At 68.5% G+C, this 20764-nt stretch carries 19 protein-coding genes; 12 read left to right on the forward strand and 7 right to left on the reverse strand.

Translation table 11 applies throughout. From position 1 onward, the window contains the following. The first annotated feature begins 81 nt into the window (after positions 1–81). A complete protein-coding gene (locus tag ABZV44_RS14690) occupies positions 82–222 on the forward strand; it encodes a hypothetical protein (protein ID WP_354836094.1) in 141 nt (46 codons plus the stop codon). Here the strand turns inward: ABZV44_RS14690 and ABZV44_RS14695 are convergent. Together ABZV44_RS14695 and ABZV44_RS14700 are read right to left on the reverse strand one after the other, a co-directional pair. Then, a complete protein-coding gene (locus ABZV44_RS14695; RefSeq protein WP_354836096.1) occupies positions 219–1346 on the reverse strand; it encodes a transglycosylase family protein in 1128 nt (375 codons plus the stop codon). The two genes, ABZV44_RS14690 and ABZV44_RS14695, sit on opposite strands and share 4 nt — an antisense overlap. Positions 1347–1671: 325 nt before the next feature. Then, positions 1672–2499 carry a TatD family hydrolase gene (locus ABZV44_RS14700; protein WP_354836098.1) on the reverse strand — a complete coding sequence of 276 codons (828 nt, stop codon included), beginning with the start codon at positions 2497–2499 and terminating at the stop codon, positions 1672–1674. A gap of 88 nt (positions 2500–2587) precedes the next feature. On the opposite strand from ABZV44_RS14700, the gene metG reads away from it, so the two are divergent. Then, positions 2588–4144 carry a methionine--tRNA ligase gene (gene metG, locus ABZV44_RS14705; RefSeq protein WP_354836100.1) on the forward strand — a complete coding sequence of 519 codons (1557 nt, stop codon included), beginning with the start codon at positions 2588–2590 and terminating at the stop codon, positions 4142–4144. 219 nt (positions 4145–4363) lie between these two features. On the opposite strand, the gene ABZV44_RS14710 is transcribed toward metG, so the two are convergent. Then, on the reverse strand, positions 4364–5170 hold the full coding sequence (locus ABZV44_RS14710) for a helix-turn-helix domain-containing protein (protein WP_354836102.1): 807 nt from the start codon (positions 5168–5170) through the stop codon (positions 4364–4366). A gap of 197 nt (positions 5171–5367) precedes the next feature. On the opposite strand from ABZV44_RS14710, the gene ABZV44_RS14715 reads away from it, so the two are divergent. The 9 genes from ABZV44_RS14715 to ABZV44_RS14755 all read left to right on the forward strand — a co-directional run bounded on the left by ABZV44_RS14715 (position 5368) and on the right by ABZV44_RS14755 (position 15448). Next, complete coding sequence (locus ABZV44_RS14715) at positions 5368–5604, forward strand: hypothetical protein (protein WP_354836104.1); 237 nt, start codon at positions 5368–5370, stop codon at positions 5602–5604. 120 nt (positions 5605–5724) lie between these two features. Continuing rightward, on the forward strand, positions 5725–6414 hold the full coding sequence (locus tag ABZV44_RS14720; protein WP_354836106.1) for a helix-turn-helix domain-containing protein: 690 nt from the start codon (positions 5725–5727) through the stop codon (positions 6412–6414). Between the two features lie 417 nt (positions 6415–6831). Next, complete coding sequence (locus ABZV44_RS14725; protein ID WP_354836108.1) at positions 6832–7884, forward strand: 3-oxoacyl-[acyl-carrier-protein] synthase III C-terminal domain-containing protein; 1053 nt, start codon at positions 6832–6834, stop codon at positions 7882–7884. A gap of 9 nt (positions 7885–7893) precedes the next feature. Then, positions 7894–8805, forward strand: a complete 912-nt coding sequence (locus ABZV44_RS14730) for a hypothetical protein (protein WP_354836110.1) — start codon at positions 7894–7896, stop codon at positions 8803–8805. Further along, positions 8802–10622, forward strand: a complete 1821-nt coding sequence (locus ABZV44_RS14735; protein WP_354836112.1) for a fatty acid CoA ligase family protein — start codon at positions 8802–8804, stop codon at positions 10620–10622. The genes ABZV44_RS14730 and ABZV44_RS14735 overlap by 4 nt, the downstream gene beginning before the upstream one ends. Then, positions 10619–10888: a hypothetical protein gene (locus tag ABZV44_RS14740; protein ID WP_354836114.1), complete on the forward strand. Its 270-nt coding sequence runs from the start codon at positions 10619–10621 to the stop codon at positions 10886–10888. The genes ABZV44_RS14735 and ABZV44_RS14740 overlap by 4 nt, the downstream gene beginning before the upstream one ends. A gap of 70 nt (positions 10889–10958) precedes the next feature. Continuing rightward, complete coding sequence (locus ABZV44_RS14745) at positions 10959–11999, forward strand: NAD-dependent epimerase/dehydratase family protein (RefSeq protein WP_354836116.1); 1041 nt, start codon at positions 10959–10961, stop codon at positions 11997–11999. A gap of 14 nt (positions 12000–12013) precedes the next feature. Continuing rightward, positions 12014–13198 (forward strand): peptide synthetase, encoded by a 1185-nt coding sequence (locus ABZV44_RS14750; RefSeq protein ID WP_354836118.1) that lies wholly within the window; start codon positions 12014–12016, stop codon positions 13196–13198. A gap of 123 nt (positions 13199–13321) precedes the next feature. Continuing rightward, a complete protein-coding gene (locus ABZV44_RS14755; RefSeq protein ID WP_354836547.1) occupies positions 13322–15448 on the forward strand; it encodes an MMPL family transporter in 2127 nt (708 codons plus the stop codon). A gap of 52 nt (positions 15449–15500) precedes the next feature. Here ABZV44_RS14755 and ABZV44_RS14760 read toward each other — a convergent pair whose 3' ends face one another. After that, positions 15501–16085, reverse strand: a complete 585-nt coding sequence (locus tag ABZV44_RS14760) for a dihydrofolate reductase family protein (RefSeq protein ID WP_354836120.1) — start codon at positions 16083–16085, stop codon at positions 15501–15503. A gap of 99 nt (positions 16086–16184) precedes the next feature. On the opposite strand from ABZV44_RS14760, the gene ABZV44_RS14765 reads away from it, so the two are divergent. After that, entirely contained in the window at positions 16185–17342 is a 1158-nt protein-coding gene (locus tag ABZV44_RS14765; protein WP_354836122.1) for an alpha/beta hydrolase fold domain-containing protein, read from the forward strand. Positions 17343–17575: 233 nt separating this feature from the next. On the opposite strand, the gene ABZV44_RS14770 is transcribed toward ABZV44_RS14765, so the two are convergent. The 3 genes from ABZV44_RS14770 to rsmI all read right to left on the reverse strand — a co-directional run bounded on the left by ABZV44_RS14770 (position 17576) and on the right by rsmI (position 20664). Continuing rightward, positions 17576–18820, reverse strand: a complete 1245-nt coding sequence (locus tag ABZV44_RS14770; RefSeq protein ID WP_354836124.1) for a cytochrome P450 — start codon at positions 18818–18820, stop codon at positions 17576–17578. Between the two features lie 100 nt (positions 18821–18920). Continuing rightward, entirely contained in the window at positions 18921–19691 is a 771-nt protein-coding gene (locus ABZV44_RS14775) for a type II CAAX endopeptidase family protein (protein WP_354836126.1), read from the reverse strand. Between the two features lie 118 nt (positions 19692–19809). Beyond that, complete coding sequence (rsmI, locus tag ABZV44_RS14780) at positions 19810–20664, reverse strand: 16S rRNA (cytidine(1402)-2'-O)-methyltransferase (protein WP_354836128.1); 855 nt, start codon at positions 20662–20664, stop codon at positions 19810–19812. Positions 20665–20764: the final 100 nt, after the last annotated feature.

Here is a 20764-nt window from a genome sequence, read left to right on the forward strand (position 1 = left end):
CGATACTTCCGTTCGGTAACAACAGGATTCGCGTTGCCGACATGCCCGGTGGCAGTAACCACTACGCAAGGGAGATGCGACATGGGTTCCGCAGACCTGATGAGCTGGCTGGCCGAGGGCTACCTCAACGGTGATCCGATCCGCTACCCGCTCTATGTCGGGTTGATGTTCCTCAGCATGCCGTTCCAGCTGCTGTCCACGCTGTCGGGACAGCCCTTCTAACCGATGCCGAGCCGCGAGGTACAGGCCGGCCACGCGCCCCAGCCCTGGCGGGCGCGCGTCACTTCGGCGATGGCGATCTGTTCCTCGCGGGTCGCGAGATCGGCGCGCGGGGCGTAGCGGGTGCCGCCCTGGCGTTCCCAGGTGTTCTGGTCGAACTGGATGCCGCCGAAGAAGCCGTTGCCCGTATTGATGGCCCAGTTGCCGCCGGATTCGCATTTGGCCAGGGCATCCCAGGTGGTGCCGTTCTGCACGTCCGGGACCTCGGTGCCGGGCTTGGCGCCCTTGCGCACGGTCTTGGGCTGCGCGGGCACGATCACGGTGGACTTGATCGGATCCTTGCCCGCCTCATGGCCGTTCACGATGGAGACCGCGAAAGTCACGTCCTGCGTGCCGGGTACGCCCGGATTCTCGACGATCGTGCGGCTCATATTGAGCGTCTGATCCTCGATGATGTTCTCCGGCGGATCCAGCGGCACCCGCTCGGTGCGGTTCTCCACGATCTTGCGGGTGACGGTGATCTTCATGCCGTCGGTGAGCGGGGTGCTCGCGACCGGTTCCACGGAGTCCTGATTGACCAGTGGGCGGCCCTGCGCCTGGAGCAGCTCCCCGATGGTCGGGGCGGCGAGGCGGACCAGCGACGCGGGCGCGCCGTTGTCACTGAGCTCGACCGTGCGCGGGTTGGTGATGAGCAGTTGCGCGCCCTCGAGCGGCAGCGGCGTCGGGCGCGCGGGCGAGGTGAAGACGTCGCCGGGCAGGTTGAGCTTGGTGACCGCCTCGGCCACGGTGAGCGCGGTGGTCCAGGCCTTGGAGGGCGTGCCGTCGACGATGAGCGAGACCTCGCGGGCCCGGTTCAGCGTGATGGTGGATCCGTCGCTGATATGCGCTGCGGCGGAAGGGGATACGTCATCACGGTTGGTGATCGCGTACCCGGCGTCCTTGAGCGCGCCGCGGACGTCCCCGCGCATGGTGGATTCGGCGAACTGCTTGCCATCGATGACGAAGGTGATCTGCTTCTTGCTCATGATGGCAACGCCGGCGCCGAAGATGAGCGTGACGAGCATCGCCGCGATAGCCCCGTACAGCATCGGGGAACGCGACGAGTTGATCTTCGTCAATGCGTGCATCGGAAATCCCGGCATGGTCACAGTACGATAACGAGAGGGTCCGGGATTGACAACCACTCCCGGCGGAACTGCGGGGACGAAAATTACGACCCGATATCGAACCGCAGGTAAATCACGATCGCGCTAGATCGTAGTGAGCTGCGACACAGATGGCGACCCAAAGCCCGGTGTCCGATCCCCGGCAGCGACAACTGATTTCGCAGCGCTGAGGGTAACTCGCCGGGTACGCCCGAAATAGGTTCGCCACCCGGCCGCGGGCACGCGTGCGGTACCCGCGACGGCACCCGAGCCGGGCGCTGAAGTCCCGGAGAGGCGGAACAGTGGATCAGATTCCGTAGACGCGGCGGGCATTGGCGGTGGTGATCTTGGCCAGCTGCACCGGATCCTGTTCGCGCAGTTCCGCCAGTGCGCGCAGCGTGTACGGCAGCATGTACGACTCGTTCTGCGCACCCCGGAACGGATGCGGAGTCAGGAAGGGCGCGTCCGTTTCGACCAGAATCAGTTCGTCCGGAACGAGTTTCGCGGCCTCGCGCAATTCGTGCGCGTTCTTGAAACTGACCGTGCCCGAGAAACTGAGCACATAGCCCTCCTCGACACAGGCCATCGCCATGTTCGCGTCGGAGGAGAAGCAGTGGAAGATCACCGTTTCCGGCGCGCCCTCGTCCAGCAGCACCGCCAGCAGGTCGTGATCGGCCTCCCGGTTGTGGATCATGAGCGGCTTGCCCAGCCGCTTGGCCAGGTCGATGTGCCAGCGGAAGCCCTCGACCTGATCCTCGATCTCGGCGCAGCCGTCCAGCTTGCCGGGCCAGTAGTAGTCCAGCCCGGTCTCCCCCACCGCGACCACCCGCGGATCGGCGGCCAGCTGCTCGAGCTCGGCCTTGGCGGCCTCGTCGAGGTGGTTGGCGCGGGTCGGGTGCAGCGCCACCGCGGCATGGACCCGGTCGTCCCAGTGCGCTGCGCGGACCGCGAAGCGCGCGGCCTCGAGGTCGTCGGCAACCGTCACCAGCTCCCGCACACCCGCCGCGCGGGCCCGCTCCACCAGGGCCGCAACCGCTTCCGGATCGGTGGCCCCGCAGGCATCGATGTGGGTGTGCGCGTCGATGAGCGGCGACAGCGGCTCGGGCGGCTCGGGCGCAGGTCGGCGACTGGTCATGCCCATCCCCCGAAAGAAAGACGTGCGGCACCTGCCATGGGGATATTCACGCGAGCGACGTAGGACACGCAGATAGAGTAGACACACCATGAGCGCATCCGATCGCCCCGCCTTTTACGTCACCACGGCCATCGCGTACCCGAACGGCGCACCGCACATCGGGCACGCCTACGAGTACATCTCGTCCGATGCCCTGGCCCGCTTCAAACGGCTGGACGGCTTCGATGTGTTCTACATGACCGGCACCGACGAGCACGGCCAGAAGGTGCAGCAGGCCGCCAAGGCCGCCGGTCTCGCGGAGCAGGAGTACGCCTCGCGCAACTCCGACGTCTTCGAGAACATGGACAAGGCGCTCGACATCTCCTTCGACCGCTTCATCCGCACCACCGACGAGGACCACCTGGCCGCGTCGGTCGCGATCTGGGAGCGCATGGTCGAGGCCGGGGACATCTACCTCGACACCTACGCCGGCTGGTACTCGGTGCGCGACGAGGCGTTCTACACCGAGGAGGAGACCACCCTCCTCGAGGACGGCACCCGTATCTCCACCGACACCAAGACCCCGGTGGAGTGGACCGAGGAGTCGAACTACTTCTTCCGCCTGTCCAACTATCAGGACAAGCTGCTCGAACTGTACGAGACCCAGCCGGAATTCATCGCGCCCGCGACCCGGCGCAACGAGATCGTCTCGTATGTGAAGGCGGGCCTGAAGGATCTGTCCATCTCCCGCACCACCTTCGACTGGGGTGTGCCGGTGCCGGGTCACCCCGAGCACGTCATGTACGTCTGGGTGGACGCGCTCACCAACTACCTGACCGGCGCGGGCTTCCCCGACACCGATTCGGCGTCGTTCCAGCGGTATTGGCCCGCGGACCTGCACATCATCGGCAAGGACATCTCGCGGTTCCACACCGTGTACTGGCCCGCCTTCCTGATGAGCGCCGGAATCGAGCTCCCGAAGCGGGTTTTCGTGCACGGCTTCGTCAACTACAAGGGCGAGAAGATGTCCAAGTCGGTCGGCAATGTGGTCGATCCCATGGACCTGGTCGACACCTTCGGCCTGGACGCCGTGCGCTTCTTCCTGCTGCGTGAGATCTCCTACGGCCAGGACGGCTCCTACAGCCACGAGGCCATCGTCGGCCGCATCAATGCCGATCTGGCCAACGAGTACGGCAACCTGGCCCAGCGCTGCCTGAAGATGGTGGCCCGCGACTTCGGCGGCGTCGTCCCCACCCCGGGCGAGTTCACCGAGGACGACAAGGCCCTGCTGGAGCGCGCGGGCGACCTGCTCGAGAAGGTCCGGGCCGAGTTCGACCAGCAGCAGATCCATCTGGGTCTGGAGCAGCTGTGGCTCACCCTCGGTGAGACCAACCGCTACTTCTCCGCCCAGGCGCCCTGGACCCTGGCCAAGGCCGGCGCCCCGGAGGACACCGCCCGCGAGGGCACCATCCTCTACGTGACCATGGAGGTGCTGCGCATCGTCTCGATCCTGGTCCAGCCGGTGATCCCCGGCTCGGCCGGCAAGATCCTGGACCTGCTCGGCGTCACCGACCGCGACTTCGCGGACCTCGCCACCCCGCTCCGCCCGGGCACCGCCCTGCCGGAACCGGCCGTGGTCTTCCCGAAGTACGTCGAACCGAAGTAAGAACCGGTGCCCGCCCGCCGCCCTCCGGCGGGCGGGCATCGAGTCCGCTCCAGCATCCGGTCCGCTTACCGCGCCGGTCAACCTGGGGCAGCAGCACGATTTGGGGCACCCGCGCCGACCAACGGGCCCGGATCAGCTGTTGGCGAGGGGTCAACGGTGTCGGCCGACATCGACCGTTCCCCGTTCTCTCTCCTTCTCCGAACAGCTGCCGGAGCCCGGTCAGGGGGCCGCGCATGGGTCGATGGTGGTGGTGCCGGGCGACCGCGGCGTGAGCATGAACAGCTGGTAGGAGCAGTTCTGCGGGTGAAAGGCGTTGTAGGAACGCATGGTCAGGCTCATGATCTCGCCGGTGGCCGGGTTGCGGACCTGCACGAGCGAGTCGTTGAACAGGTCTTCGTCCATCGGGGTGTTCCACATGCGCGCGAATTCCGGGTTGACGCTGCAGGTTTCGATGATCTGGGCCAGGCGCTCGGGGGCGACCACGCCGGGCGAGAGGACGCGCAGGCCGAAAACCAGGCGGTGCACGATGGTGTCCCAGTTGACCAGCAACTCGCGAGCTTCCGGGATGGTCAGGAACTGCTCGATGACATTGACCGGGCGCTCGGCGCCGGGCGCCGCGGGGGCCAGCCACGGAAACGCCCCGCCGGCAGCCCGATTGGCCGCGAGCACCTCGTATTCGGGAAAGCGGTGGAAGTACGCCGGACAGGGCAGGGCCTCGAGATGGTCGAGGTCCTCTTGGCGCAGCTGGGGTGGCCAGGTGCCGCGCGCGAAGGTGGACACCCTGGGCAGGGCCAGCGAGACCACCTTCTCGAGCATCCACATCGGTACGTCCATGGCGGCACACCAGTCCTCGAGCCGGTCCGCCGAGACCGTGCGCTCCCCGCTCTCCAGCTTCCGGTAGAGCGAGACGCTGACGAACATCCGCCGAGCGGTCTCCTCCTGCGTGAGGCCCTGATTCTCCCGGCGGTGCCGCAGGTACATTCCGAGCAGCGGCTGCTCCGGAATCGGTGTGAGCGCGTCGAGCATCTGTCCGCCTATCCATCCAGCAATCCTTCAGCTAAACATTTACCGAAGTAGCCAGTGAGGATCCAGTTTTCCGGTCCAGCCAGCGTACGGACCGCGGCACCCGACAGCGACCCCGGACCTGGACAGAAGTCCACGCCGATGACGACGGCCGATCCACCATTGCCACGATGTGCATATGCGGTCCAACGACACGAGGAATGGTCGTTCGTCGCGCCGGAACGGACATTCCGATCCGTGGGGAGTTCCATCGGCCGGCGCGGGCCGGGTCCGCGGATATCCCGGCGGTGATCGACGGACAACCGGCGTTGATCGTCGACGGCATTGCCGAGCGCACCCGGCGGCTGATCCGGCGTGGGGAGATTTCCCCACTGCCGCAACGGATTCCGGATCTACGTGCCTTCACCTTCGCGGTTTTGCGGCTGCCGCGACTGTAGCGTCCGCGGTAGCCGGCGGCGACTGAGGTCACCCGACCGCAATCCCGGGACGCCACCGATCCGGGCGCCCACCGATAATGACCATCTGAAGCGAACGCGGTTCAGTGAGAGAGGGAATGGATGCGCGACAGGCAGGTCCACATGACGGCTCGCGCACCACAGGGGACGTTGCAGCGCACCAACTTCGACGAACGGCACCGCGCCGCCCGGGACGCCGTCCTCACCTCGCAGCGCGGCCGGCTGCTCGAGGCCATGGTGGAATGCGTCGAGGCCAGGGGCTACCACGCCACCACACTCACCGATATCGTGGCGCGCGCCCGGGTCTCGCGCAGCACCTTCTACGAGCACTTCAGCAATAAGGAGCACTGCTTCATCGAGGCGGTGCGCACCGCCTCCGACATCATCGCGACCCGCATCGCCGACGAGCTGGCCCAGCTGCCCACCGACGCCGGCGCGTACGAGCGCATCGAGTCCATCGTGGTCACCTTCTGCGAAACCGTGGCCTCCGAACCGGATTTCGCACGGCTGATGCTGGTCGAGGCGTTCAAGGTGGATCAGGAGTCGGTGGCACTGCGGGATCTGTCGGTGGATCGGTTCGCGGATCTGTACCGGGTCTTCTACGCCCAGGCGCGCGCGACCGATCCGAGCCTGCCGGTCATCGCCGACGAGCTGTTCGCGCTGATTCCGGATGCCATCGGCGAACGCACCCGCCGGGTCATCGTGGCCGAGGGGGCGCATCGGGTGCCCGAATTGGCGCCGCTGTTCGTGGAGTTCGTGATCGCGGTGCTGGGCCTGCCCGCGCAGGCCTGAATCGCTACGCCTCGTCGCGAAATCCACTGTCGCCCAGACAGTTTTCGGGTCGGTGCCACCGGAGCGCGCGGGTGTGACGTGGCCGGGTGAACTCACTCACAGCGAGAAGCTCGGTTCGTCATCCCCGGGCCATACCGATGACACATAACGGACGATCGCCAGGCGGTGACCACAGCGCCCGGCTTTCGGCGAACCCCCACCTCAGCCAGGCCGCGGGCGGCCAGGCCGGGTGCGGAAATTTTGCGACACCGCGCGTAACACTAAGCGTGCGTTCACGTTTCGTCTCAGACAGCCACACGGAACGCGATAGTTCCCCAAGCTAGTTACTCTCGGGTAGCCTCAGTTCATCCGAGCTTGACGAACACACATTTCACTCTCTTCCACGAGGTTTCAGCCTCCCAGTTCCAGGAGTCCCCTGTGCCGCAATCTCGATTCGAGTCCATCGGCGCCTATCTGCCCGAGAAGCGTGTTACCACAGCCGAACTGCTCTCACAATTGAAGGAGGTCCCGGAGTTCGATCTCGAACGAATCACGGGTGTCAAGGAACGCCGTTTCCGCGACACCCGCCCGGAGACGCTCGAGGACTCCTTCGCCCTGGCCATGAAGGCCGTCGAGGACTGTCTGTCCAGGTCATCTTATGCCGCAGGCGATCTCGACATCATCATCTCGACCTCCATCACGCGCAGTAAGGAGGGCACCAAGATGTACATGGAGCCGTCCTTCGCCGGCGCCATCGGCCGCGCCATCGGCGCTCGCGAGGATGTCATCGCCTTCGATCTCTCGAATGCCTGCGCGGGCATGATGAGTGGCGTCTACATTCTCGACCGAATGATTCGCAGTGGCGCGGTGAAACGCGGCATCGTGGTCAGCGGCGAGGCTATTACGCCTATTGCCGAAACGGCCGTGAACGAGATTTCCAGTAAATACGATCTGCAATTCGCGTCGCTGACCGTCGGCGATTCCGGTGCGGCCGTGGTGCTCGACGAGGCCGTGGACGACAACGACAAGATCCACTACATCGAGCTCACCACCGCCTCGGAGTTCTCGCACCTGTGCCTGGGCATGCCCAGCGACAAGTCCAATGGCGTGGCGCTCTACACCGACAACCGGAAGATGCACAACGAGGCGCGGTTCCTGCTGTGGACCGACACCCAGCGCAACTTCATGGAGGCGAACGGGATCACCTTCGCCGACGAGGGTTTCGACTACATCATCCACCACCAGTTCGGCGCGGCCGCGATTCCGTTCATGAACGCGATCGCCGAGCGCGAGTTCGGCCACCCCATGCCGCCGGACCTGAATGTCATCGAGAAGTACGGAAATACCTCCAGCACTTCGCATTTCATCGTGCTCCACGATCAGCTCAGCCAGCAGAACCTGGCGGCCGGGTCGAAGATCCTGATGATTCCGGCGGCCTCCGGCGTCGTCGGCGGCTTCCTGTCCACCACCATCTCGTCGCTGAAGGTCTGAGGTACTGCCATGGGTGTGCGCATCAAGTCCACCGGAATCAGCCGGGACACCGACACTTTCAGCATCGTCGAGCTCAGCGGCCGGGCCGCGCGACGGGCCATGGAGAGCGCCGGCATCGAGCCCGGGCAGGTCGGGGTCATGATCAACGCGGGCATCTTCCGCGACAGCAATACCGTCGAGCCGGCCGTGTCGGCCCTGATCCAGAAGGCCGCGGGCATCGGGCTCGACTACGTGAAGGAGGACCCGCGGTCGTTCTCCTTCGACCTCATGAACGCCGGCACCGGCGTGCTCAATGCCGTGCAGGTGGCGCAGGCGGTACTGGCCACCGGGAGCGCCGAGCACGTGCTGGTGGTGTCGGGTGACACCCACCCGTCGCTGACGCGCTCCGCCGCCGACGACGAATTCCCCTACGCCACCGCGGGTGCGGCGCTGCTGCTGGAGCAGACCGGCGAGCCCGAGGGCTTCGGCCGGGTGCACACCCGCGCCGCCGCGGGCGCTCCGGGCCTGGAGTCCTACGTGGACACCGAGACCATGGGCGATCGCGGCCGCGGCATCATGACGGTCGAGCGTGAACCCGGCTATCTGGACCGGCTGCTGGCCACCGCCGCCGAGGCCGCGCGCGCCGCGCTGTCGGACAGTGCGGTCGACAAGACCACCACCGCCCTCATCGCCGCCACCCCGAGCGCCGACTTCCCGGCCCGGCTGGCCGCCGAACTCGGCATCGCCGCGGACGCGGTGTTCACCCCGGACCTGACCGACGGTGACCCGCACACGGCCGCGCTCACCCTGGCGTATCACGCGGCCGCCCAGGCGGATTCGCTGGCCGGCTACCGCGATGTGCTGTTCGTGGCGGCCGGTGCCGGCCCCTCGGCCGCCGCGGTCGTCTACCGGCTCCCGGCCCTCGCCGGAGCCGCGGCGTGACCACCGCGACCTATTGGCAGGCCATCGACCGCTTCCGAGCGGTGGTGGCCGCCGATCCGGACCGTGAGGCGGTGATCTACCCCGCGGGGAAGACCGCCTCCGGACTACCGGACTACCGCCACCTCACCTACCGTGAGCTCGACGAGTGGTCCGACACCATCGGCCTGCACCTGGCCGCGGCGGGCGTGGGCCGTGGCACCCGCACCATCGTGCTGGTGCTGCCCAGCCCGGAGCTGTACGCGATCATGCTGGGGCTGTTGAAGATCGGCGCCATCCCGGTGGTCATCGATCCGGGCATGGGCCTGCGCAAGATGCTCAACTGCCTGCGCGCCGCGAATGCCGAGGCGTTCGTCGGCATTCCGCAAGCGCACGCGGCGCGAGTGCTGTTCGGCAAGTACTTCCGGAACGTGCGGGTGACTCTCACCGTCGGCCCGCGCTGGTTCTGGAGCGGACCGACCCTGCGCAGCTGGGGCGCGCCGGTGACCGCGGGCCGGCTCGGCAACCGGTTCCGCGCCGACGGCGCGGCCGGTCCGGTCGGCGCGAAAGTCGCGGCGCGACTGCAAGAACTGCTGGCCGCCCGCGCCGAGCGGCGGACCGCCGGCGAGCACCGGGCCCCGTTCGACGCCTTCACCCTGCGCGAACGGGTGCCGGCGCCGGCGGACGAGGTGCTGCTCATCGCCTACACCACCGGCAGCACCGGGCCCGCCAAGGCCGTGGAGATGACGCACGGCAATCTCAGCGCCATGGTCGAGCAGGTGCACGCGGCGCGCGGCCGGGTGGAACCGGGCACCTCGCTGATCACGCTGCCGCTGGTCGGCATTCTCGACATGCTGCTCGGCTCACGGTGCGTACTACCGCCGCTGGTGCCGAGCAAGGTCGGCTCCACCGATCCGGCGCACGTGGTCGACGCCCTCAACCGGTTCGGCGTGAAGACCATGTTCGCCTCCCCGGCCGTGCTGATTCCGCTGCTGCGGCACCTGGAGACGCACAAGACGCCGGTGCCGACCCTGCACAGCATCTATTCCGGCGGCGCACCCGTCCCGGACTGGTGCATCGCCGGGCTGCGGCAGGTGCTGGCCGAGGACGCCGAGGTGTATGCCGGGTACGGCTCCACCGAGGCGCTGCCCATGTCCACCATCGAATCCCGGGAACTGCTGGGCGGTCTGGCGGAGCGCGCGCACCTGGGTGACGGCACCTGTGTCGGGCGGCCCGCCGAGGGTGTGCGGGCCCGGCTGGTCGCCATCACCGACGATCCCATCCCGACCTGGGCGCAGGCCGAGGCCCGCGAATCCGAGCTGGTCGCCACCCGCGGCATCGGCGAGCTGGTGGTGTCGGGACCGAACGTGAGCACCCGCTACTACTGGCCCGAGGCGGCGAATCTGGCGGGCAAGATCCACGAGGGCGACACGGTGTGGCATCGCACCGGCGACCTGGCCTGGATCGACGGCGAGGGCCGGATCTGGTTCTGCGGCCGCAAGAGTCAGCGCGTGCACACCGCCGCCGGACCCATGTTCTCCGTGCAGGTGGAACAGGTCTTCAACATACTGCCCGGGGTGATCCGCACCGCGCTGGTCGGCGTGGGCACTCGCGGCGCGCAGCTGCCGGTGCTCTGCGTGGAGGCCGCGCCCGGCACGGACACCGCGGCGCTGACGGCGCAGTTGCGGCAGCGGGCCGGCGAATTCGATGTCACCGCACCGGTTTCCACGTTCCTGTTCCATCCGAAGTTCCCGGTCGATATCCGACACAATGCCAAGATCGGCCGCGAACAACTCGCGGTCTGGGCGGCGGAGCAGCTCGGAAAGGACGACGGACGATGAAGGTGACTGTGCTGCGGGCGATTCCGGTACTGGGATGGCTCTACCTGGCCCTGGGGCTACTGCTGGCGGCGGGCGATCGCGCCCCCGCCGGCCGGCTGCTGCGGGCGGTGTTCTGGATCGACGCCTTCCTCAGCATCGTGGTGCACGCGGCCCAGATCCCGGCCGCGCTGAGGGCGACGGCGGGCACCGAGCACTCGCCGGTCAAGACGGCGGCCATGACACAGATCTTCGGAATCACGTGGTGGAAGACCCAGGAGGCCGTATGAGCGGGTCAGGCGCGGAGGAGGCAGCCTGCGTAACCACGCAGCGCCCCCGATCATGCGGAGAGGATAGAGCGTGAAGGCACTGGTTACGGGGGCATCCGGGTTCCTGGGCGGGGCGATCGTGCGCCGCCTCGTCCGGGACGGCGGCTTCGAGGTGGCCATCCTGGCCCGGCCCACCAGCAATCTGCGTGACCTGTACGAGGTCATCGACGAGATCGAGATCATCACCGGCGATCTCACCGATCAGGTGTCGCTCGAACGCGCCACCAAGGGCGTGGACGTGGTGTTCCACAGCGCGGCGCGGGTCGACGACCGCGGCACCCGGGCGCAGTTCGTGGCCGAGAACGTCACGGCCACCGAGAGTCTGCTGCGCGCCGCCAAGCGCAACGGTGCCTCGCGGTTCGTGTTCATCTCCAGCCCCAGCGCACTCATGGACCGCGACGGCGGCGATCAGGTGGACATCGACGAATCGGTGCCGTACCCGAGCCGCTACCTGAACGTGTACTCGGAGACCAAGGCCGCGGCCGAACGCGCCGTGCTGGCTTCCAACACCGCCGAATTCACGGCCTGCGCGCTGCGGCCGCGCGCCATCTGGGGCGCCGGCGACCGGTCCGGGCCGATCGTGCGGCTGCTCGGGCGGGCGGCCGCGGGGACGCTGCCGGACCTGTCCTACGGCAAGCAGGTGATGGCCTCGCTGTGCCATGTGGAGAACATCGCGGAGGCGGCCGTCCTGGCGGCGCGCTCCGAGCGGGTCGGCGGCAGGGCGTATTTCATCGCCGACGCCGAGCGGACCGACGTGTGGGGCTTCCTCGGCGAGGTGGCCACCGGCCTCGGCTATCCGAAGCCGACCCGGCAGCCGAATCCGCGGGTGCTCACCGCCGCGGTGGCCGCCATCGAAACCGTCTGGCGCCTGCCGTTCGTCGCCACCCGGTGGTCGCCGCCGCTGACGCGGTACGTGGTGGCGCTGATGACCCGCACCGCCACCTACGACACCTCCGCCGCCACCCGGGATTTCGGCTACCAGCCGATCGTGGACCGCGAGACCGGGCTGACCGAGTTCCTGGCCTGGCTCGAAACCCAGGGCGGCATCGTGGCATTGACCGAGAAGATCTAGGCAGGGGTACACACATGTTCCGCCGTCCCATCTCCCCCACCGAGCTCATCTACTTCCCCATGCGGGATCTGGCGCCGCCGTTCCTGATGCAGCTGGTGGTGGAGGGCCGGGGCAGCATCGATCCGGAGGCGCTGCTGCGCGCGGTCGCCACCGCCGCCGACGCCAATCCGGGTGCGCGGCTGGTCCGCGACGGCAAGCAATGGGTGGACAGCGGGGTCGCGCCGAGCGTGCGGGTGGTGGACCACGCCCTGGAATATCCGGCGCTGGAGGCGGATCCGGTGCTCACCAGCCCGATCGGGCCGACCTCGGACGCCACCGTGGAGGTGCTGCTGCTCACTGCCGCACCCACCACCCTGGTGTTCCGGGTCTTCCACGGCGTCATGGACGGCATGGGCATGGTCATGTGGGCCACCGATGTGCTGCGGGTGCTGCGCGGTGAGGAACCCGTCGGTGCGCCCGATCCGATCGCCGACGCCGAACTGGTGCGCAAGGTCGGCGCGCCGGGGCGGCCCACGCTCATGCTGCCGCGCTTCCGCTCGGCGGTCGGGCACGGACGGCAGGACCCGGGCGAACACCGGCACCTGTTGCGCACCCGCACCATTCACGCGACCGGGCCGGGCGCGCTCATGCGGGTGGCGGCGCTGCTCGCCGAGGAGGGCGGGCCGATCTCGCGCATCATGATCCCGGTCGACATCCGCCGCCACGACCCGGAACTGCGGTCCACCGCGAATCTCGCGCTGCCGCTGTTCCTGGACGTGCGGCCGGGCATGGATTGGAAGCAGCTCAACGAGATCAAGCGCGCGGGCCTGAAGGAGAACCGCGAGCTCAACCAGATGGACAACGGCGGGCTGAAATACCTGCCGCAGGCGGCGGGACGCGGGCTGCTGCGCACGCTGAACCTGCTCGGCTCGCGTACCGGCCGGAACCTGGCCTCCGCCACCGTCTCCCACATGGGCCGCTACGACCTCGACGCACTCGCGGTCCCCGGCTTCGCCCCCACCGCCATCAAGGTCATGCCGCAGCACAGCGTCGCCATGCCGCTGCTGTTGGGCATGACCGAATGCGGCGGACGCACCGAGCTGACCGTCTCGGTCCGCAACGGACGCGGCGTTCCGGAACGCTTGGACGCTCTGCTGGACCGCATCGTCCGCACGCTGGAAAGCGAACTGACGCCGACGAATTCGGACGCGACCGCCTGACTCTCCTCTCGACCCGAGCCCGGGCCGCGGCAATAGGCCACTCGCACACAAGGATCGGAGTGCCCCATGACCGTCGTCGACAGTTCCCCCGAGGTCACCGAGACCGCGGAATCAGATGGCCTCATGGCCGCCTGGGCGCGGGTCGTGGTGGCGCGGCCGAAGACCGTGCTGGTGATCGCGGTGCTGTTCGCACTGGCCTGCGGGCTGTTCGCGGCCGGGCTGCAGCAGCGGGTGAGCTCGGCGGGATTCGTGGTACCCGATGGTGAATCCGCGTCGGTGGATGCCTGGGTGACCGAACGCCTGGGGCCGCAGAACCCGGATGTCATCGCGATCTACACCGCGCCCGAGGGGCAGTCGCTGGCCGATATCGGGCCGAGAGTGACCGCGGCGATCGGCAAGCTCGATCCGGCGCTGTTGGATCGGCCGGTCGAAAGCTATTGGAACAGTCCGCGATCACAGTACCTCCGATCGTCCGATGGACGGCAGGCGGTGGCGGTCGTGTTCTCGGCGGGGAACGACAATCAGCGGGTCGCGGAGTATCCGAAACTTGCTGCCGCACTGCGTATTCCGGGACTCGACACCAAGCTGACCGGATACAGCGCACTGGCCGACACCATCAGCGATCAGTCGCGGCACGATCTGGTGCTGGCCGAATCGATTTCGATCCCGCTGACCGCGATCGTGCTGGTGCTGGTATTCGGCGGGGTGGTGGCCGCCTCGCTGCCGGTGCTCATCGGCACGCTGGCGGTGGTGGGGGCGCTGGGCGCGGTCGGGATCATCGCGCGGATAACCGAGGTCAGCGTGTTCGCGATGAATGTGGTGTCGCTGCTGGGGCTCGGATTGGCCATCGACTACGGGCTTTTCATCGTCGGACGGTTCCGCGAGGAGCTGGGGCGGGGACGCACGACCGAGGAGGCGGTGACCCGCACCCTGCGGACCGCCGGGCGCACCGTGCTGTTCTCGGCGCTGCTGCTCATGTGCGCGTTCGCGGGCACCTTCGTGTTCCCGCTGGCTGTGCTGCGCTCACTCGGTGTCGGGGCCATCGCCGCGGTCGGGCTGGCCGCGCTGCTGTCGGTGACCGCGCTGCCCGCGATCCTCACCCTGCTGGGCTCGCGCATCGGCAAGTGGAGCTGGCGCGCGGACGCCTTCGAGCGCTCGGAGGAACGGGCGCAACGATTCTGGGGACGGGTCGTCACCGCCGTCATGCACCGGCCTGGCACGGTCGCCATCGCGGTCGGTGCGATCCTGCTGGTCCTCGCCGCACCGTTGTCCGGGGTCCGGCTCGGCGATGTCGACCACACCGCACTGCCCGCCGGGAACGAAACCCGCGTCGCCGTGGAGGAATTGAGCGCGCACTTCCCGGCCGCGAACAGTGGCGCGACCATCCTGCTGCGCGAAACCGACGGCAGCGCACCGACTCCGACCGCCATCAGCACCGCCTTGCGCGAGATCGGCGGCGTCCGGGGCGTGCGCCAGGCGACGGCGCTGGACACCCGCGACAACACCACCGTCATCCATGCGGCGCTGGCCGCTCCGGACCGCTCGCCGCGGGCCCAGGACGTCGTGCGCGACCTGCGTGACCTGCGCCTGGACGGACTCGACCTGCGGGTCGGCGGCGAGAGCGCCAGCACCGTCGACAGCGTCGCCGCCGTCCTCGACCGGTTGCCGCTCATGATCGTGGTGATGGTGGCGGTGACCCTGCTCATGCTGGCACTGGCCTTCCGCTCGATCGTGTTGCCGCTCAAGGCCGTGCTCATGGCGTTCCTGAGCCTGACGGCCACCTTCGGGGTGCTGACCTGGATCTTCGATCAGGGTCACCTGGCCGGTGCGCTGCACATCAGCGTCGGACCGCTGTCGGCGGGCATGATGGTGCTCATCATCGCCGTGGTCTTCGGGCTGTCCACCGACTACGAGGTGTTCCTGCTCTCGCGAATGGTGGAGGCCCACAACGCCGGTGCCGACACCGAGGAATCGGTGCGCATCGGCACGGTGCAGACGGCCCGCGTGATCACCGCCGCCGCAACGCTGCTCGTACTCATCACCGGGGCGTTCACGCTCTCCCCGCTCACGCCCATGCGTTTCCTCGGCCTGGGCATGGTGATCGCGCTCGTCATCGACGCCACCCTGGTGCGCATGCTGCTGGTTCCGGCCCTGGTCAAGCTGATGGGGCCCGCCAACTGGTGGGCCCCGGGCAATCGGAGAAAGGTTCAGCCGAAGAGTTCGATCAGCGCGGGTGCCGGCACGGTGTAGCGGCTCGAAAGCGCCTCGGCGAGTGCCTTGTTGGGGCGAACTCCTGGGCGGCTCATGCCGCGGCCTCCTGCCGGGTGTAGACCAGGTTCACCACCCCGCAGTCCAGGGGACGGCAGTCGGTGAGCGTGAGGGTGGCCGGCATCTGGTCCGGGGTGAAGAATCGCGCGCCCGGACCGCCCAGGATCAGCGGAAACACCAGCAGGTGCAGCTCATCGAGGAGGTTCTCGGCGATCAGGTAGCGCACCAGGGTGCCGCTGCCGCCGATGCCGATGTGCTGATGCCGGTCCTTGAGCGCGCCGATCTCCTTGGCCAGGTTGTCGCGCAGGATGGTGGTGTTGGCCCAGTCGGTGGACTCCAGCGTCGTGGACACCACGTACTTGGACATGGCGTTGACGGCGTCGAAGTACGGGCCGGACTGGCTGGTGAAGAAGGGTTTCAGGCCCTCGTAGGTGGTGCGGCCCAGGAGCATGGCGTCATTGCCCGCCATGATGGCGCCCACGGCCTGCTGCACCTCGGCGTCGTTGAAATACGGCCCGGTGTGCGGATCGGTCGGCGAGATCGACGGGGCGAGACCGGTCCAGCCGCTCTCGGTCACGCCGTCCAGCGAAAGGTACTGCCCTGCAACAATTTTTCCCATGCGTCCACGGTCGCAGTTTCGGAAGGCCCAAGGAATTGCCGGGTTCGCAAGAGAGCGATGCCGCAGCGGAATGAATGCGGGGCGGGCATACTCGAGCACATGGTCGAGCCGCTGCCTCGGACCCCCGAGGGCGTGGAACTCCGGCACCTGCGCGCCTTCGTCGCGGTCGCCGAGGAATTGAACTTCGGCCGCGCGGCGCAGCGGCTCTACCTCACCCAGCCCGCGCTCAGCCGGACCATCCGGTCACTGGAAAAGCTGGTGGGCTGCGACCTCTTCCATCGCAATACCCGCAGCGTGGGCCTCACTCCCGCGGGCACGGCGCTACTGGATCGAACCCGTGACGTGCTCGCCGGCCTGGACAGCGCCCTGACGGCGGCCCGCGCGGCGGGCGGCGCGCTCTCGGCCCGCATGGACCGGCTGTGGAGTCCGGTGGAGGAGACGTTCAACGGCGACCTGACGCCCATGCGGTCGGCCTTCGAACTCATGCACGCGCAATTCCCCATCCCGGAGGGCGTGCTGCTGGAGCCGGTGAACGCCGGCGGGGTGCCCGGCATCCAGCTCGCGCGCCCCGAGGACTCCGAGACCGTCGCCGTCTACGCGCACGGCGGCGGCTTCATGATGGGCTCGGCCTACGGGTATCGCGGCATGGCGGGCGCGGTCGCCGACGCCGGGCACACCCGGGTACTCGTGCCCGAATACCGGCTCGCCCCCGAACACCCCTTCCCGGCCGCCCGCGACGATGTGTGCACCGCCTACCGCTGGCTGCTGGATTGCGGTAGACCACCGGAAAGTATTGCGCTGGTGGGTGATTCGACCGGGGCCATGCTGATCCTGTCGGCGCTGCTGCACGCCCGCGAGTGCGGACTGCCCATGCCGCGCGCGACCGTGCTGCTGTGCCCCGCCGTCGACTTCTACGCCCCCGCCGACGACCCGCCCGCCGACGCCGAACAGCACATGCGCTTCCAAACCGCCTACCTGGCGGGCCGCCCGGTGAGCGACCCGGAGGCCAACCCCATGTGCGCCGATCTCACCGGCCTACCGCCGACCCTGGTGCAATCCGGTGAGTTCGACGGCCTCGGGCGGAATACCGATGCGCTCGTCGAGCGGCTGCGAGCGGCCGATGTCGCGGTCCGGCACGACAGCTACCCGGTCGACGGGCATGCCTTCCAGATCTACTGGTCGTTCCATCCCGAGGCGGCCGAGGCCATCGGGCAGGTCGGCGACTTCCTCCAGAAGCCGGCCCCGGTCACGCCCTGAATGTTCGTGTCGCGCACCGGTACTCCGGTGACGCAACTGCATGTCACGGATACCGCACGTGACACACAGCTGCGCTGACCGGGCCGCCACGCTCCTCGTTGAACGCGGCGCACCCGTGAACCGGGCCGGACCCGACACCGGCGGAAACCGATTCGGCCGGCGCGCGTCGGCCCGCGGAGATGGGCGCACAACCCCCTTCGTCGTGCGCACATCTCGACGGGCCGACGCCCGGTTCAGGGGCGAAGCCGCACCGGCAGGGCGGCGAGACCTCGCACGATCAGGGATTTGCGCCAGGTCAGTTCCGCCCCTGCGGCCAATTCCAGATCCGGGTAGGCCGCGAGCAAACGGCTCAGCGCGATCCCGCCCTCCATGCGCGCCAGGGGCGCGCCGACACAGCGGTGGACGCCGTGGCCGAAGGCGAGGTGGTTCTTGTCGGTGCGGTCCAGGTCCACCCGGTGCGGATCGGCGAAGCGGGCCGGATCGCGGTCGGCGGCGGCCATGGACACCAGCAGGCGCTGGCCGGCCGGGATTTCGACGCCGCCCAGGGTGACCGGGACGGTGGTGTAGCGGAAGGTGGCCTCGCTCGCCGGCGACTCGTAGCGCAGCACCTCCTCCACGAAATCCGGTACCCGATCCGGGGTGTCGGCCAGTGCGGCCCGGACGTCCTTGTCCGTCAGCAGGATCGCGACCGCGTTCGAGATGAGGTTCACGGTGGTCTCGAAACCCGCGACCAGCAGCAGGAACACCATGCTGATCAGCTCGCGGTGCGAGAGCCGGTCGCCGTCCTCACTGGCCGAGATGAGTTCGGAGAGCAGGTCATCGCACGGTTCGTCGCGCTTGGCGTTGATGAGCTGATCGATGTAGGCGAGGAACCGCTGCACCGCGGCCCCGCGGGCCTCGACGGTCTCGTCATTGGAGACCAGGGTGGTGGACCAGGCGCGGAAGTCGTCGCGATCCGCGTGGGGGACACCGAGCAATTCGCAGATGACCAGCATGGGCAGCGGGAAGGCGTAGCGGTCCAGCAGATCCTGATCGACGGCGGCGTCGGCGGCCAGGTCGGCGAGCAGGGCGTCGGCCAATCCGGTGATGCGCGAGGCCAATTCGCGCACGGCACGACTGCTGAAGGCCCGGTTCACCAGGGTGCGCAGGCGGGTATGCTCCGGCGGGTCGTAGAAGAGCATCATGTCGCCGAACATGGCGCCGGCCGCCTGGGCGCCCGCGCCATCACCCGCCAGGGCCGTGCGCGCACCCTCGGATCTGAGGGCCTTGCTGATGGCAGGGTCCAGGAAGGCCGTCTTGGCCGCCTCGTAGCCGGTGATCAGCCAGCCGGTGCCGCCGTCCGGGAAGCGCACGAAATGCGCGGGCCCGCGCGCACGCAGCAGGTCGTATGCGGCGTGCGGGTGCTGATAGAAGTCATCGGTCAGCACGAACGGCTCGATCGCCAATTCGCCTGCCGGGACCTCTGTTTCGTGCACCATGATCGGGGACTCTAACAGCGGGCGGGTTGACGGGTCCCGCCATCGGCCACCCCAGCCGCTGCATACACTCACAGTGCAAAATCTCGGCCACAGCTACCGATCATCCGGCCGCGCGGACGCCCGATCCCCGGCGCGAAATCCACACGGCCGCGCCGACGGCCAGAGCCGCCACGGCGTAGTAGTACAGCTGCGGCAGTCCCAGCGTGTCATCCCCCATCACCAGGTACAGCGCGACATTGATCAGCCAGTGCCCGACGGTGCCGATCAGAGCCCGCTGCCAGTAACCACCGACCGCGAGAAACCCCAGCACGCAGGCGAATCCGAGCACCGCCGCCAGGAACGCCGCCGCCACGGCCGGTCCCGCCGCGAACGCCTGTACATGCCACACCGCCCAGATCACCCCGGTGATCCCGATCGCCACCGGCCGGGCATACCGCGACTCCAGCACCGGCTGCAGGAATCCCCGCCAGCCCGCCTCCTCCCCCGCCGCCCCGACCAGCTGGAGCAGCACGAACACCGCGAAAGGCACCCCACCCACCGCCGCCGGACCGTGCAGCTTCATCGAGTCGGAGGCCATGGCGGCGGTCGACAGGCCGATGGCCGCACACGAAACCACCACCGCCACACCATGTCCGCGCACCACGTCCCACGACGCCGGCACGGGCAGCAGGGCCGCCAGGCGCTGCCGCCACACCAGGGCCACGACACCTACCGCCACCGCGGGCCCGAACTGCGTCAGCGACAGCGCCGCCGGGTCGATCCCCGAATTCGGCTGCACCACAAGCAGAACTCCGGACGCCAGGAACGCCAGCACCACGTAGACGCCGGCCATCGCGCCGATACTTCCCGACCGCACCTCATTCGAGATCACCCCGCGATGGTCGCACCGGGGTTCTCGACGGTCCTCACCCCCGAGAGTGATTCCCGCACTGCGATATCAGACTCGAGAGCCAGTCCCGAGCCCTCCCAGCAAGCCGAGCCCCGCCCGGCTACTCGGCGGCCCGCGCGGCGAGCACCGCGTCGTAGAGTTCGCGGCGCGAGGCCCCCGTGGCCGCGGAGACCTCGGCGCACGCGTCCTTGAGCCGCAGCCCGGAACCGATCAGCGCCTCCACCTGGCCGACCAGGTCGGCGGGCTCGGCGGAAACCGGTTGCGCGCCTTCGAGAACCACGGTGATCTCCCCCCGCGCACCCTCGACCGCCCACGCGGCCAGCTCGGCCAGCGTGCCGCGCACGACCTCCTCGTAGGTCTTGGTGAGCTCCCGGCACACTGCGGCGCGGCGCTCCGGGCCGAGCACCTCGACGGCATCGGCCAGGCAGTCCGCAAGACGGTGCGGGGCCTCGAAGAACACGACGGCCCGCGGCTCCGCGGTGAGCGTCCGCAGCCACTCCTTGCGCTGACCGGACTTGCGGGGCGGGAAGCCGTCGAAACAGAACCGCTCGACCGGCAGGCCGGACAGCGCGAGCGCGGTGGTCACCGCGGACGGGCCCGGCAGACAGGTGATCGGGAGGCCGCGCTCCACGCAGGCCGCCACCATCCGATAGCCCGGATCGCTCACCGACGGCATCCCGGCATCGGTGACGAGCAGCACGGTACGACCGGACTCGATCTCCTCGAGCAGCATCGGGATCCGCGCGGTCTCCACGTGGTCGTAGAAGCTCACCACCCGGCCGGTGATCTCGATGTCCAGGGCCTTGGCCAGTGACCGGGTCCGGCGCGTGTCCTCGGCGGCCACCACCTCGGCGGTCGCCAGCGCGTCCCGCAGCCGCTGCGAGGCATCCCCGATATCGCCCATGGGAGTGGCCGCCAAGACCAGCCGTCCGCCGGCACTCGGCTCCGCGCTCATGGTGCTCCTACTCCTCGAAAGGTCCGCCAACTCGCCCCCGACTCTATCGATGCGATCGACCGGCACCGCCAACCTCCATCCTCACCGCGGCGGGACTCGG

The organism is Nocardia sp. NPDC004860 (assembly GCF_040609015.1).
In the GTDB taxonomy this organism is placed as follows: Bacteria; Actinomycetota; Actinomycetes; order Mycobacteriales; family Mycobacteriaceae; genus Nocardia.

Bases quoted from the DNA above. Each gene is read 5' to 3' on its own strand.
- ABZV44_RS14690 (WP_354836094.1), top strand. From the start codon at position 82: ATGGGTTCCGCAGACCTGATGAGCTGGCTGGCCGAGGGCTACCTCAAC.
- ABZV44_RS14770 (WP_354836124.1), bottom strand. From the start codon at position 18,820: ATGGTGCACGAAACAGAGGTCCCGGCAGGCGAATTGGCGATCGAGCCG.
- ABZV44_RS14720 (WP_354836106.1), top strand. From the start codon at position 5,725: ATGCGCGACAGGCAGGTCCACATGACGGCTCGCGCACCACAGGGGACG.
- ABZV44_RS14730 (WP_354836110.1), top strand. From the start codon at position 7,894: ATGGGTGTGCGCATCAAGTCCACCGGAATCAGCCGGGACACCGACACT.
- ABZV44_RS14740 (WP_354836114.1), top strand. From the start codon at position 10,619: ATGAAGGTGACTGTGCTGCGGGCGATTCCGGTACTGGGATGGCTCTAC.
- ABZV44_RS14750 (WP_354836118.1), top strand. From the start codon at position 12,014: ATGTTCCGCCGTCCCATCTCCCCCACCGAGCTCATCTACTTCCCCATG.
- ABZV44_RS14760 (WP_354836120.1), bottom strand. From the start codon at position 16,085: ATGGGAAAAATTGTTGCAGGGCAGTACCTTTCGCTGGACGGCGTGACC.
- rsmI (WP_354836128.1), bottom strand. From the start codon at position 20,664: ATGAGCGCGGAGCCGAGTGCCGGCGGACGGCTGGTCTTGGCGGCCACT.
- metG (WP_354836100.1), top strand. From the start codon at position 2,588: ATGAGCGCATCCGATCGCCCCGCCTTTTACGTCACCACGGCCATCGCG.
- ABZV44_RS14695 (WP_354836096.1), bottom strand. From the start codon at position 1,346: ATGCACGCATTGACGAAGATCAACTCGTCGCGTTCCCCGATGCTGTAC.
- ABZV44_RS14715 (WP_354836104.1), top strand. From the start codon at position 5,368: ATGGTCGTTCGTCGCGCCGGAACGGACATTCCGATCCGTGGGGAGTTC.
- ABZV44_RS14765 (WP_354836122.1), top strand. From the start codon at position 16,185: ATGGTCGAGCCGCTGCCTCGGACCCCCGAGGGCGTGGAACTCCGGCAC.
- ABZV44_RS14755 (WP_354836547.1), top strand. From the start codon at position 13,322: ATGGCCGCCTGGGCGCGGGTCGTGGTGGCGCGGCCGAAGACCGTGCTG.
- ABZV44_RS14710 (WP_354836102.1), bottom strand. From the start codon at position 5,170: ATGCTCGACGCGCTCACACCGATTCCGGAGCAGCCGCTGCTCGGAATG.
- ABZV44_RS14700 (WP_354836098.1), bottom strand. From the start codon at position 2,499: ATGACCAGTCGCCGACCTGCGCCCGAGCCGCCCGAGCCGCTGTCGCCG.